This is a genomic window from Fodinicola acaciae (assembly GCF_010993745.1).
GTDB lineage: Bacteria > Actinomycetota > Actinomycetes > Mycobacteriales > HKI-0501 > Fodinicola > Fodinicola acaciae.
In genome coordinates, this window is sequence record NZ_WOTN01000001.1 from 3,181,525 (window position 1) to 3,193,571 (window position 12,047).

At 63.8% G+C, this 12,047-nt stretch carries 15 protein-coding genes; 4 read left to right on the forward strand and 11 right to left on the reverse strand.

Annotated elements, in window-relative coordinates; all coding sequences use genetic code 11:
* Window positions 1-57: 57 nt before the first annotated feature.
* Genes GNX95_RS15010 through GNX95_RS15020 form a run of 3 tightly spaced genes read right to left on the reverse strand, consistent with a single transcriptional unit; the run spans window position 58 to window position 1,607 of the window.
* Window positions 58-252: a hypothetical protein gene (locus GNX95_RS15010; protein WP_163507681.1), complete on the reverse strand. Its 195-nt coding sequence runs from the start codon at window positions 250-252 to the stop codon at window positions 58-60.
* On the reverse strand, window positions 253-1,161 hold the full coding sequence (locus GNX95_RS15015) for a DUF2637 domain-containing protein (RefSeq protein ID WP_163507682.1): 909 nt from the start codon (window positions 1,159-1,161) through the stop codon (window positions 253-255). It lies immediately after the preceding gene.
* Complete coding sequence (locus tag GNX95_RS15020; RefSeq protein WP_163507683.1) at window positions 1,158-1,607, reverse strand: hypothetical protein; 450 nt, start codon at window positions 1,605-1,607, stop codon at window positions 1,158-1,160. The genes GNX95_RS15015 and GNX95_RS15020 overlap by 4 nt, the downstream gene beginning before the upstream one ends.
* Before the next feature lie 349 nt (window positions 1,608-1,956).
* Here GNX95_RS15020 and GNX95_RS15025 point away from each other — a divergent pair, with 349 nt between their 5' ends.
* Window positions 1,957-2,829: a GntR family transcriptional regulator gene (locus GNX95_RS15025; RefSeq protein ID WP_163507684.1), complete on the forward strand. Its 873-nt coding sequence runs from the start codon at window positions 1,957-1,959 to the stop codon at window positions 2,827-2,829.
* A 56-nt stretch (window positions 2,830-2,885) separates the two neighbouring features.
* Here the strand turns inward: GNX95_RS15025 and GNX95_RS15030 are convergent, their stop codons facing one another.
* The 7 genes from GNX95_RS15030 to GNX95_RS15060 all read right to left on the reverse strand — a co-directional run bounded on the left by GNX95_RS15030 (window position 2,886) and on the right by GNX95_RS15060 (window position 7,128).
* Window positions 2,886-3,335: a hypothetical protein gene (locus GNX95_RS15030; protein WP_163507685.1), complete on the reverse strand. Its 450-nt coding sequence runs from the start codon at window positions 3,333-3,335 to the stop codon at window positions 2,886-2,888.
* Window positions 3,332-3,949 (reverse strand): hypothetical protein, encoded by a 618-nt coding sequence (locus GNX95_RS15035; RefSeq protein ID WP_163507686.1) that lies wholly within the window; start codon window positions 3,947-3,949, stop codon window positions 3,332-3,334. The genes GNX95_RS15030 and GNX95_RS15035 overlap by 4 nt, the downstream gene beginning before the upstream one ends.
* Window positions 3,950-3,979: 30 nt before the next feature.
* Window positions 3,980-4,330, reverse strand: a complete 351-nt coding sequence (locus GNX95_RS15040) for a hypothetical protein (protein ID WP_163507687.1) — start codon at window positions 4,328-4,330, stop codon at window positions 3,980-3,982.
* 293 nt (window positions 4,331-4,623) lie between these two features.
* Window positions 4,624-4,929, reverse strand: a complete 306-nt coding sequence (locus GNX95_RS15045; protein WP_163507688.1) for a hypothetical protein — start codon at window positions 4,927-4,929, stop codon at window positions 4,624-4,626.
* A 2-nt stretch (window positions 4,930-4,931) separates the two neighbouring features.
* The gene (locus tag GNX95_RS15050; protein WP_163507689.1) at window positions 4,932-5,525 is read right to left on the reverse strand and encodes a bifunctional DNA primase/polymerase; all 594 of its coding nucleotides are present in this window, start codon (window positions 5,523-5,525) and stop codon (window positions 4,932-4,934) included.
* Window positions 5,522-6,037 (reverse strand): hypothetical protein, encoded by a 516-nt coding sequence (locus GNX95_RS15055; protein WP_163507690.1) that lies wholly within the window; start codon window positions 6,035-6,037, stop codon window positions 5,522-5,524. Before GNX95_RS15055 ends, GNX95_RS15050 begins: the two co-directional genes overlap by 4 nt.
* Window positions 6,034-7,128: a hypothetical protein gene (locus tag GNX95_RS15060; protein ID WP_163507691.1), complete on the reverse strand. Its 1,095-nt coding sequence runs from the start codon at window positions 7,126-7,128 to the stop codon at window positions 6,034-6,036. The genes GNX95_RS15055 and GNX95_RS15060 overlap by 4 nt, the downstream gene beginning before the upstream one ends.
* 305 nt (window positions 7,129-7,433) lie before the next feature.
* Here GNX95_RS15060 and GNX95_RS15065 point away from each other — a divergent pair, with 305 nt between their 5' ends.
* A complete protein-coding gene (locus GNX95_RS15065) occupies window positions 7,434-8,768 on the forward strand; it encodes a helix-turn-helix domain-containing protein (protein ID WP_163507692.1) in 1,335 nt (444 codons plus the stop codon).
* Complete coding sequence (locus GNX95_RS15070; RefSeq protein ID WP_246281607.1) at window positions 8,765-9,301, forward strand: flavoprotein; 537 nt, start codon at window positions 8,765-8,767, stop codon at window positions 9,299-9,301. The genes GNX95_RS15065 and GNX95_RS15070 overlap by 4 nt, the downstream gene beginning before the upstream one ends.
* A gap of 39 nt (window positions 9,302-9,340) precedes the next feature.
* Here GNX95_RS15070 and GNX95_RS15075 read toward each other — a convergent pair whose 3' ends face one another.
* On the reverse strand, window positions 9,341-9,826 hold the full coding sequence (locus tag GNX95_RS15075) for a hypothetical protein (RefSeq protein WP_163507694.1): 486 nt from the start codon (window positions 9,824-9,826) through the stop codon (window positions 9,341-9,343).
* Between the two features lie 1,320 nt (window positions 9,827-11,146).
* On the opposite strand from GNX95_RS15075, the gene GNX95_RS15080 reads away from it, so the two are divergent.
* Entirely contained in the window at window positions 11,147-11,914 is a 768-nt protein-coding gene (locus GNX95_RS15080; RefSeq protein ID WP_163507695.1) for a hypothetical protein, read from the forward strand.
* The last annotated feature ends 133 nt before the right edge of the window (window positions 11,915-12,047 follow it).

Here is a 12,047-nt window from a genome sequence, read left to right on the forward strand (position 1 = left end):
CCCTTTCTCGCCCGTAGGCGTCGACATTTGCTGCTAGTGAAGGGAAGTGCGGATGCGCTATCCGCGTCGGTTGATCTCGTGGACAAGTCCTGCCAGGACTGAGCCGACGATCGGCGCGACGGCCGGCCAGGACGCGACTGCGAATCCGAACAGCAGGACGACGGCGGCGTGCCACCATTTCAGGCCGCCTTTCCAGCAGAGCAGGACGACGACGATTAGCAGGATCACGACGATCGGGAGGGTTACCTCCATCTACTTCTCACCTCCTTTCCGTGCCTTGCTTGGGTTTCGGCGCCGGTCGGCACCGATCGTCAGCAGCGCGAGACCGGCGACCACCATGAGCCCGTCCACGGCCAGCGGCCCGATGTGGGCCGACAACGGGTCTTCGCCGTACGCGATCAGCAGGCCCGACATGTGCCGGTAGGAGACAATCGCCGCGACGGCGGCGACGATGGTCACGCCGCCGTACCGCGCGATGGCCCACCAAGCACCGGACTGCCACCGCACCCGGGTCAGGACTTCCACCGCGAGGAACAGCGCGACCGGCCACCAAGCGGCCGCCAGGACGGCACCGACCGGTGGATGCCAACCGGCTGCCGCGCCAGCCGGCGGCAGGAACGAATGCGCGATGTTCGCTGCCACCGACATCACCACTCCTGCCGCGAGCCCGAGTACGGCGGACAGTGACGCTCCCGGCCGCTGCTCACGCCGCACGTCATCGGCGGCAGAGGCAGCGGCAGCACCGGTAGGGGTTTTCGGGCTGTCGCTGGCATTCTCGGCATGCCGCGCTTCCGTCGCCGCTTCCGCGGCCTCGTCGTACGTGTCCGCGGGCTGGTCCGTAGCGGCGGTTTCCGCTTTTGCGGCGCGGATCTGCGAACGGCCCCAACTGGCGGACCGGTCGCAGAGCCGGCCCAATTCGGCGCCGGTCATCGGCTGGCCTGCCGCGACAGACGACAGGTAGGCGCGACGCGCGTTGACGGCTGCTGGCTCGTCGGACTCGACACCGGCAGCCGCGACAACGCCGGCCGGCTGATGCGCGGTGGCGGCAGCAGGTTGCGGCGTTGCCGCCGCGTCCGCGCTGTTGTTGTACGGTTCCGCCTCGTTGTCGGCGGCTACCGTCATGGTCACGTCGGTTGTCAAGGTGTCGGTGGTGGAGGTCATGACGGCTCCGGCCGGCAGGTGAATGCACGGGGCGACAGCCCGAGCGCTGCCGCGAGCAGTGCCGCGACACGGTCGTACTCCTCCGGCGGCATGCCGAATTTCTGGTTGGTCTCGTTGAGGTGCCGTTGGCCGGCGGCCCAGCACTGCCACCGTTGCGCGACAGCGTCCGCTGTCTCGCGGGCGGCTGCCGCTACCTGCTCCACGGTCGCGCCGGCCAGAAGCGCGCTATGCATGGTGATCGGCGACCACCGCACCAGCCACGACACCAACGTGCTCATGACCGCCAGCTCCTCCAGTTCCTCGGTCATCGACCGAAAGCCGGCCAGTTCCCACGCCGTACGGTCACCCCAGAGCTGGGCCAACTCGAACGGCGACATGCCGTCCAAGGCGTCCAGGTCCAGCGGTGTCCAGCCAGCGATCCCCCGCGTATCTCCGGTGTTCGTCATCGCGTCTGCTCCTTCCGCTGTCGGCTGCTGCACTGATGGCGCCGGTACAACCGGCGGCAGCTGCATTTGATGCATTGGCCCAGTTCGCTCCCGATCCAGACCTCCGTGGCGACCGCGCCGCATCTGCATCCGGGACCGGTCAGCCCAAACGGCACTCGCCGTCCACAGACCACTCGTCACCGCCTCTCCAGGCCGCTTCCGCGACCCATCCGCCAGATTGACCATCAACCTGTACGTACATGTTGCGGGTACAATATGACGGCTAGACAGGCGCTTGTCAAGGACTTAGAGTGTCAGCTTGTAGGTACAGGTGTGTCTGCACTATGGTTCGGTCATCTGATGCTCTTAAGTGGCTCTGGCAGCTGGAGGGGAGACGCGGGTTGCGATGGCTCCGGGAAATGACGAAAACACGGCGGTAAGCAGCACAAACGCGCGTACGTCGAAGCTTGCGCAGGTCAGCGACGCGCTACGGGAGCAGATTCTCAGCGGTGCGCTTCCGCCAGCGGCGCTCCTGCCGAGTGAGCTGGAGATCGCTACGCGGTTCGGGGTGTCCCGCAATACCGCGCAGAAGGCCCTGGCAGCACTTAAGGGCGAGGGGCTGATCACCATCCACAAGGGCCGCGGATCTTTCGTCCGTCGCCGCTCCGACCAGCCAGCGCACACCTATAAGCGCGCCATCACGCACCATCCCGACCACGATCCGGCAGACGGTCCCGGTGAAGGTGCCGGGTTCGCGGACAATGACATCGACGCGCCAGAATGGCGACTGGTCGAAGACGCCGCGACCTATCACATGGAGGCCACGCAGGGGCTAGCGCTGGACATGGCCGTACCCCGCTACACGCAGCTTTTCGTGTGTGACCGGCTCCTGGTCAACGACGCCGATCAGCGCGTCGGACATCGGCTCTACGTGCCGTTCTCTGTCGCGGCGCATGTGCGGTCGTTGGAGGAAAACCCTTTCCGGATGCCTGGTGAGCTGTACGACATCCTGTCGCGTGCCGACTACCAGCTCAACTGGCGCGAATACGTCCGCGCGGTCATGCCGACACCGGACGACGCGCAAGCCCTTCATATTCCGGCGAGCACGCCGATGCTGATCGCCGTTCGCGTCACGTACGACGGCATGAGCGGACAAACGCTCGCCTTGGAACAGACGCGCCGCTCGGCCGATGATGCGCAGCTGATGTATTGGCTTGCCGCAACGCCAGGCGCAGAGGACTGACCTGAATCGCGTCTGGTGGCGGCGAATTTTGCCGCCGGGGTGCGAAATTACGCTTCTTAGACCACTCCGCGGATGAGCGCGTCAATCTCGTCTGAGTCGATGATGGTCTGCGCGACGTAGGCGGCTTCCTGCGCGGCCTCGTCAGCGTCGATGTCAAGCGCACTCGCGAAAATCTCGTACGCGCGGGCCGCCACGCGGTGCCGCGTCAGCTCGGCCTGCTTGTCTTCCGGCCAAGGGTTGCCTGCTTCTTCCAAGACGTCGCGCTCGTCCCGCAAGGCTTCGTACTGGTCTTGGGCCGTGTCCTGAGCCGTGGCCAGCCAGCGGGTGAGGTCGCTGGGGCCGAACTGCTCGGCGGCAATCGCCTGTACGACGTGAGCGGCGCCTTCGACCGGGACCCGGTCAGCAACCATGGTCACGATGGCGTACGCCACGCGGCGCTGCGCGTCCGGACCAGCGGCCGTCAGCCGCTCCGAGAGCGGTGGATTGATGCCCTGGTAGGACTTCATCGCTTCGGCCTTCCTGATCGACGTGCGTTCGGCTGAGCGTCCGGTCCCAACGGCCGAAGATCCGGCCCGGACGGACTCGGCGGCTCGTAGTCCGGTGGTGGCGGCTCAAGTCTGGTCAATGGCTTGGTGCCCTCCGCGCGCAGCTCCGGTTGGCACTTGCGCCAGCAGATCGGGTAACTCGCGGCGACCGACTCCAGCCGTACCCCGTCCATCTCGACCGGCTCCCCCCGTTTCTTCTTCTCTTCGTTGATGGCGCGCATTTGCCTTACGGTGCGGACAATTCTCTGTTCGGCGTCCAGATTGTCCGAGATGGTAGTGGCGTACAACTCGCGCGGATCCCGCAGGTCACGGACGCCTTTGGGCATCGCGCCGTCGCCGGAGATCGAGAGCATGACATACCGCTCGCCGGAGTTGTCCACCAGGATTCCGACCGCCATGCACGGCGTACGGCGTGGCGGCCGGACCGGCACAGCGGCCTGCAGCTGTGGCAACCGGCGCAACGCGTACCGCTCGAACGCGGCCCGGTGTTGCTGGTCCTCCACTTGCCGCTGTGCCCACTCCGGCCGGAGTTCCCTCGGTATGTCGCGGAACCATCCGCCGTACTCGTCGCCCACCTCCGGGCTCCTCTCCACCAGCGCACAGCGCTACGCCGCATGCCGGCTCCCATCCGGATCTGGCGGCGCCTCCTGTGCCCGGAATCCCGCCTGCCTGGCCAGCTCCATCAGCCGGCGCACCTTGCCTGGCGCCAATACGACCCGGACGACCGGAACGCCGCGGCTCGCGCACGGAACGATGTCCTCCACGTCCAGCGCCATGCCGCCGAGCACGACGGTTTGCCACAGGTCATCCGCCATCTGGTCAGCGACCCTCCACACTTCCAACACGCTTTCCGCGCCGTTAGGCCGAACCGACTCCAACACGGCTTCGGTCCAGTCGTCGGCACGCCGCCCGTAGTCCGGAATCGGCTCGTCGTCAGGTGTTTCCCGGTCCATCACGTGTCACCTCCTCAGTCGTGGTCGACCAGAGGTGCCCCCACACGTGCCCCTTGTTGCGGCACGCCACGGAAACCTCCGGTACGGTCAGTACCGGAGGTCTCCGGACCCCCAACCGGACCACCCCTGCCCGTCCAAGGATCGGGGTGGTCCGGCCTTTTTCTTCTTCCGCCACGTGTTCCACCCTGTGGCGGAAGAGACCATCCCCAACCGGCCGGAGCAGGATGGGACGGCCGTCTTGCGGCCCGGCAGCTCGCTACGCGCTTTCGCAGCAACGGCTGCCGGGAGTCCCTATCTCACGAGCCAACCCCCATTTCGCTGCTCTTGAACGGAAAGAGCGACGACGGAGCCGGACGTATGCGGCCGATTCCCGGCACCCGCACGGGCTCGTCGTCCGCGATGTTGTCGACTTCGATGTCGATTACGTCCATGACCGCTTGCAAAGAGGAGACTTTGCCGGCGAGAAAATCGACCCGGCGCTGGTCGCGGGTGCATTTGGCGGCCTCCAGCATTCCGGCGGCATCCGCGCGGAACTGGTCGACCTGGCGTCGGACCTCCGCGAGTCCGCGGAGATGATTTTCTTTGGAGGGATCGCCATTCATGGTTAGATCACGTCCCCTAGCGGCGGCGGGAGCATCCCCATGACCCCGTACGACAATGCTTGATGAACCAGCGCCGCATTAGCCGGCCGCCATTTGATAACGCTCGGCGCTACGAGCCAGTACGCATCCCCGCGCGACATCCGCGAGGGTGGCACGGCCACGCATTCCTGCGCGCCGTGCCGGACCACGCCGGCGCAAGTCAATGCAACTGGTAATTCGACGCTGGGAGCCACCACGAACAGCCACCGGCCACCGGAACTGATGGCGGTGGCGGTCGAGAGCAGCAGCCAGCGATGCGCGATGGCGCCTACGGCGGCGGGAGCGTCGATGACGTCCAGGACGTCACCGGTAGCCAGCCCAACGGCGTAGGGCAGCCGCGACCACCAACGCGCGACGACGTACGCATCGGTCGTCGGCTGAAGTCCATCGGCGGTGACGACAGCACCACCACGCAGGCCGCGCGCGCCGTTTTCCCATTCCCGCAGCGGAATGACCGGCCAGCCGTTGACCGCGTACCGCAATGCCCAGTTGCGCACCTTCGACAGCCGGTGCCGCGTCCGCAGGCGCCGTACGACGGTAACCACGGACGCGGTCATCGCTGGCCCCGCGCGCTCTCGGCATGGCGACCCTGGCCAGCTTCCAGATAATCCACGGCCGCCGCAACAACAGCGGCGATCCGCTGCTGTCGCACCGGCCCGGGTTCGGCTGACCGTACCCACGAGGCAGCGTGCCGCCGTTGGCCAAGCATCGGAAACGCTTCCAGATCAATGCCGGCGTCCCGCAACGCGGCGGCCAAATCAGCCGGCACCCGGAACGGGCGAAGTGTCGGAACGGCAAGGATTGCCGGCCACCAACCGGGCACACCTGAAGCACCGATGCGCCAGTCGTCGTCCAACGGCGTCGCCACCGTTGCCTCATCGAAACCAAGGAGACGAAGACGGCCACGCCGCCCGCTCGGATAGGTCACGTCGACCGGACGCCGCACCGGCACATCGGAAAGCCGATTACGCAAGACAAAAACGGTCCGGCCGTCCGCGGTCTCGGTGCGCATCCACACTCGACCTACGGCCTGCGTCGACAGCGTCTCGTCCATGGCGGTCGCGGTCATCGGCGCGGGCCTACCAGCGGCAGTCCCGCGTAGGACTCGTACCAAAGCGACCGGTAGCAACGCCACGACTCCGGCGCCAGATCGCTGGCCACGTCGGTCATGATGCTCTCAACAATCCGCCGAGCGTTCAGGAAGTACCGCAGCTCATCAGCTTCGGACGTACGCAGCCCATCCATCACAGGCGTATGGGACTGGAAGACTTGGAGGGAGGGGAAAAGTGTGACCTGCGGCAGCATCGCGGACAGGAACGGCTCCATATCCTTGGTGGCATCCAGGCCCACGATGTACGTAAACGACGTGTCCAGGCCCGCTTGCCGTGCATCGGCCAGAAGAGCGGGCATCAGCTCCGGCATCAGGTCGGCTTTTGTGTTCTTCAGAAGCAAATCTCTGCGAGTGACGCACTCAGCTGTCAGGAAGAGCCCGAACGGAGCGACATGCTCAGCCAACCAGCGGAACGCTTCCCGGGATCGTACGACCGACGACAGCAGCACGATGCGGGTATTGATGTGACGCGAGCGCAATATCTTGCGTAGCACCATCATCGCCTCGAGCGCGGCATCTTCCGACTCGTAGCAAGCGGTGGAAACCGTGACCTCTTCAAGGTCGGTCAAGGTGCCGTGTTCGGGAAGCTGTTTTTCCAGCCCGTCAAGCAAAGCATGCAGCTCGGCGTCGGTGGTCAGCTTCGGATCTGCGGACGGTTCGAGTGCGGTCGGGCAGAATGCGCAGCCGGTGCATTTGGACCGGCTGGCGGGATTGATGGTTGCTGCTCGCCATGCGCCGTTGTGCCAGCAACGGAGATAGCCGGAGACGGCGTCATCAACGTCCATCCGCGTTGCTCGGCCGATTGGCACGCCGTCAACGAACAGGACGCCGTCGTAGCTGAGGGTGAAGGGAGATGACCGGCGGCCGGCCGGTACGACGACCGTTCGTACCGGGCCGCCGACCGGCACCGAGAGTTGCAGACGGACCCGCGTGCCCAGCGGCGTACACAGGCCGTAGACGTTCAGCGCCAGAAGTACGGCGTCGATCTCCGGTACGGCGGAGCGTCGAGCGTCGATTGCCCATCGATCGGCCACGGTCTCCGGCGCCATCCTGTACGCAGGCTGGCAATGCCTTCGGCCGTTAAGGTCTGGCGCCTGTAGCGGCTGCACGTTCCCACCCCTTCCTGCCGTCGAACGGGTCGGACTCGGCGAAAGGGGAGCCGGTTTGTGATACTTCGGCATCCCTGCGTGAGCGAGGCCCGTAAGATTGGTCACTCAGGTACGTGACCTAGGCAACCAGGCGTAAGCGCTGGTGGGAGGAGCCAGCGGAGGTGGCCATTTCCGGAGGGGGTGGCCAGAACAGGTGGCCAAGAAGCGGTGCGACGAGAGCACGCAGAACCAGGGGTGTGTTAAGCATGGGTGAGCCGACAATCGGCGCCTTGCTTCGTGAGTTGCGCGAGAAAGCCGAGCGCTCTCAGTCGGAGCAGGCGGACGAGTTGTCGGCGATTCTTGGCCGCCCAGTGACGCGCAATGAAGTGTCGCGCTGGGAGAACGAGAAGCGGTTACTGACGCCGTACATGCAGCAGCCCTACGCGGACAGCTTCAAGGTGGACGTGACCGTCATCCGACGCGCCGTCGCGCAGGCCAAGGCCAACCGTCGACGGACACGACCGGATGCCGAGGAGGAGCGCGACCCCGTGCAGCGCCGAGAGTTTCTAGGAGCGGTCGCCGGCCTTGCCCTAGCTGGGGCAACCGGTCAGCCGTCGCTCGGTGCCACGAACGGCGTCCCTCAACTGGCCGGTCTCGACCAGATCCGCGCGGCTCTCACGTCGTACACACTGAAGACTCCGGCCTTGTCTGTGGCGGACCTTGATACCGTCCGAGACCTGACTGTTGAGACGCATCGTCGCTACCAGGCAGCGGATTACAGTGGCGCGGCGCAGGTGCTTCCGGCGCTCATCGTGACCGCTGACGGCCTGGTCGCGCAGTCGACCGGCGACGACCTACGCGCGGCGTTGGCCGTACAGAATCAGGTGTACGTGGCCACCGCAAAGCTGGTCACCAAGGTCGGTGACGGCAACCTCGCCTGGATCGCCGCCGACCGAGCGGCCACAGCCGCGCAGCGGGCTGATTCGCCGATCCTCAAGGCGACCGCCGCCTTCCAGCTCAGCTGTGCGCTGTTGCGGCTGGACAACATCGACGACGCTGAACGCATAGCAACCGACGCAGCAGAAGGCTTTCGCGACGACAGCCCGGACGGACTGTCCGTACGCGGAGCCCTCTGGCTGAACAGCGCGCTCATCGCCAGCCGGCGAAGCGACCGCGCGGCCTCAACGGAGCGCATGCGGCAGGCCGAGCAGTTGGCGCTCGAGCTCGGACATGACGGCAATTACGTCTGGACGGCGTTCGGGCCGACCAATGTAGCGATTCACCAGCTGTCCGCGGCGGTCGAGATCCACGACCCACGCTCGGCGATTGCCAGAGCCGAACGTGTCGACACCTCCACCATGCCCGGCGGTCTGCGCAGTCGCCGCGCTCAGGTCCACATCGACACGGCATGGGCGTACACGCAAGACCGCACCGACCCCGCAGTCGTCATCAACCTGATGGAAGCCGAGCGGGTAGCACCGGAAGCCGTCCACTACAACGGCAAAGTCCGCCAGATGCTTACTGAAATGCTGAAACGCGAGCGAAAGTCGGCAACACCCGGACTACGCGAACTAGCCCAACGATGCGGAGTCCTTCTGTGAGCGATGCACCCGTCGTCTACGTCATCGCATCCGCCGCACCACCGGTCCTGGACCTACAAACCCTCGTCGCGCTGCTGCACGAGCGCGGTTGGCGCGTCTGCATCATCTTGACGCCGACCGCCGCGACATGGGTCAACGTGCCGGAGCTAGAGGCGGCGACTTCTTCGCCAGTACGTGTGACGCCGCGCCTGCCACAGGAACAGGACCCTCTGCCTGAAGCTTCAGCCGTGCTCGTCGCACCGGCCACGTTCAACTTGATCAACAAATGGGCTGTCGGCATCAGTGACAACCTCGCACTCGGCCTGCTTAACGAGCTACTCGGCGTCGGCCTCCCGATCGTCGTCGCCCCGTGCGCCAAGCCGGCTCTCCGCAGCCACCCAAATTACGCCGGCAACTTAAAGCTTCTATCGACCGCTGGAGCACGTTTCGTTGACTCCGACGCTGTGTCAGTTCGTCCCGATGGCGGCCTACTCAATTTCGAATGGCCAGCCATCGTTACTGAATTGGAGATATTGACGTCCAACTCCAAATGACGATTCTGCACACTCGGACAAGTAGCACATGGAAGCATTTCAGATAACGACGAACAGCACACAAACAGACAAGCCAAGGATAGCTGCGATCTGCGCAAAAGCAGCACCGAGCAGAAATCGTGTCTTGATATTCGTGCCAGCGCGCAACGAATTAATCGTCTGAAGGTTGCAGGTAGCGGACTGGTTTCGTGCAGTAGTTTCGCTGTCTATCCAGTGATCCGCCAGCATGGTGTGCAAGGTTCCGATGGACGTGACTTTGAACCGCCAGTTTAAACCGGCCAGCACTGCCAGAACTCCCGACGCCAAGAAGGCAAACAACGCTACAAGCAATGACACTAATGCAACACCACCCAGAGTAACGCTCTGCCCTTTGGCGAGCGCCACCACTGCAAGAGTCACGGTCACAAGCCCGCTCGCCGTGGCTATGGCCGTGCCGGCACGTGAATTGACGACGTCACGGCGATCATACTCGTGTTTCAGCTCAGCCTGTACAAAGCTGGCGTATTCCGCCCCTTGGTCACCCATCGCCGGCTACCGGAACCTGACTCCCTCAGGATCACTCTTGCGGACCTCTTCAAACTGGAGCCAGTCGTGGCTTGGTGCGGGCTCCGGCTGAGGAATCGGAGCCGGATCTGGCTGCGGCGGTGGAGTCGGATTATTCTGCGGCTCGGTCACTACGTGCTCCAAACTTGAGTTGCGACGCGAAAATCTATTGGCCGGATCGCCCCAAACAATCTCTGTAGAGAATCCGGCCACGGCACACCCGGCGTTCTGTGCCTAGCCGGCCTATTACGATTCGACAGCCACGCGCGAACACGCTCCGGCGATCAGAGGACTCGCGCGTGGCCTGCCTCTACTTCTTGTGCTTGGTGGCGTCAACCAGCTTCCAGCCTCCGCCCGGCTTGGACGTGGGAGGCAGAGGCTTACCCTGCACCGCCGTGACCTCAGATCCTCCACCGGCCGGCCGATACTGACCGGACTTGGGGGCTGGCGTCCCCGGCTTGATTGGTTTTGCCATCCGTATCACCTCACCTTCCGAGCTCGAACGCCGTAGCCAAGACATGCGCGGCGAGATCGCCTCCCGCTCCACCCCTTGTTAGGGTCGACTGGCATCCCAATGCAGACAGACCCCGGCTGGGCATCGACCCCAACCGGGTCTTTCTAGCTCAGCAGTAGAGTACGGGCGGTATCGACAATCCAAGCAGCGACACGCCCAAGATGTAGTAGTGGAAACCGCTTCAACATCAACATGTTGCAAGAAATCACCGAATCGAACGTATGTCCGGTAGATTTCTTTTACTGGAGTGTCGACCGATCAGGCAGGTTGAACAGGATAGGCACGGCACGATTCACTCGTGGAGAAATGCCCAAACGGCGAACTCCAGAGACATGGTGACGACGAAAGCGGTACTGACCGCCGCCAACGTCCCGACTGGATCGACACCCAGCGATAGATAGAGCGCTGCCGTTCCGGCTGCGACCAAAACTGCACAAATGGTCAAAATGGCAAGCCAAATGGGACGATTCGAAACGTTGTGTTGGTCTGACATGAACTCCGTGCCCTTTCACGATGACTGATGCGACCTCGAGACAAGGTCCTTGACCTGAGCTGTCATCGAATGTCCCACGCGGAAAGATGCAGGTCAAAGGCATGTTCGGTCGTTAGTGCAGCAGCTCACTCTACCTTTTCACTGCACACAACGGGGCTTTGTAAGCGGTATGGTAGAGACGATTGCAGAGGTGAGTTATGGCGACTGCACTGAAAGGGGAACGGAACCACCAGCACCCCCCGTACCCCCGTTCACCCCCGTACTCCCGGTCTCTACAGCACGAAGGACAAATTCTTTGATTACTTCGGAAACTCACGCGGACGCACTGGCGCAGCTCAAGAAAGCGGCCAGCCGGTCCAAACGCACAAACGTTGCTTTCTCTCAAGCCTTCATCAGGACGACCGCTCCCCCGTTGGGTGGCTCGGCTACACCGCCTCTCGTAGCGTTGATCCAGGGCGGTCGTGGTGGCGAGGTGCGCTTAAAGCTCTATCTGTTGTTGACCATGATGGCGACAATGTCTCCCTTCGACATCCAAAGGCCACCTACGGCTCGTCTGCTGGCTCGGACGTTGGAACTGCCGACTGATACCGGACCACGCCGGATCAATAGCAACCTGCGCTGGCTACGCGACAAAAAGTTCCTCAGCCTGACGAAACAGACAGGACGTCCCGCAGCAATCCAGCTGCTTGATCCGCAAGGCACGGGAGAGATCCTTTCCGATCCACGAAGTACACGCCCCTATGTCACGTTGCCGATCGGCTTCTGGGCTGACGGCTGGTTGCTCGACTTGTCACCAAGGGCCATTGCCGTCTTGCTTGCGCTACGCGAACGGCTTGGCGGCGTAAAGCAGCCGGTATATATGCTGCGCGATCGCAGAGCGAGTTACGGACTCTCGCATGACACTTGGACGCGCGGGGAGCAAGAGCTTTCAGAGCACGGGTTGCTCAACGTGACCCGGACGCCACAGGGTGATGGTTGGGATTACATGCGGCTACGCAATTCGTATGAACTTAATGAAGCGAAATTGGCGTACAGATCCGTATTGCAGGACGCCGTCGTCTAAAGATCGACGCGGAGCAACTGTGCAAGCCGCGGGCGTCTTCCTGGCGGGTTTCGAGCAGCGCGTGTCGCCCGGGTTCACACGATCTCGGTAGGCGAGCGAGTCCACCGACTGAGGTCAGCGACCGCCGGTGCGG

Coding starts and splice junctions, on each gene's coding strand:
- GNX95_RS15010 (WP_163507681.1), bottom strand. CDS start 252: ATGGAGGTAACCCTCCCGATCGTCGTGATCCTGCTAATCGTCGTCGTC.
- GNX95_RS15015 (WP_163507682.1), bottom strand. CDS start 1,161: ATGACCTCCACCACCGACACCTTGACAACCGACGTGACCATGACGGTA.
- GNX95_RS15020 (WP_163507683.1), bottom strand. CDS start 1,607: ATGACGAACACCGGAGATACGCGGGGGATCGCTGGCTGGACACCGCTG.
- GNX95_RS15030 (WP_163507685.1), bottom strand. CDS start 3,335: ATGAAGTCCTACCAGGGCATCAATCCACCGCTCTCGGAGCGGCTGACG.
- GNX95_RS15045 (WP_163507688.1), bottom strand. CDS start 4,929: ATGAATGGCGATCCCTCCAAAGAAAATCATCTCCGCGGACTCGCGGAG.
- GNX95_RS15050 (WP_163507689.1), bottom strand. CDS start 5,525: ATGACCGCGTCCGTGGTTACCGTCGTACGGCGCCTGCGGACGCGGCAC.
- GNX95_RS15055 (WP_163507690.1), bottom strand. CDS start 6,037: ATGACCGCGACCGCCATGGACGAGACGCTGTCGACGCAGGCCGTAGGT.
- GNX95_RS15060 (WP_163507691.1), bottom strand. CDS start 7,128: ATGGCGCCGGAGACCGTGGCCGATCGATGGGCAATCGACGCTCGACGC.
- GNX95_RS15065 (WP_163507692.1), top strand. CDS start 7,434: ATGGGTGAGCCGACAATCGGCGCCTTGCTTCGTGAGTTGCGCGAGAAA.
- GNX95_RS15075 (WP_163507694.1), bottom strand. CDS start 9,826: ATGGGTGACCAAGGGGCGGAATACGCCAGCTTTGTACAGGCTGAGCTG.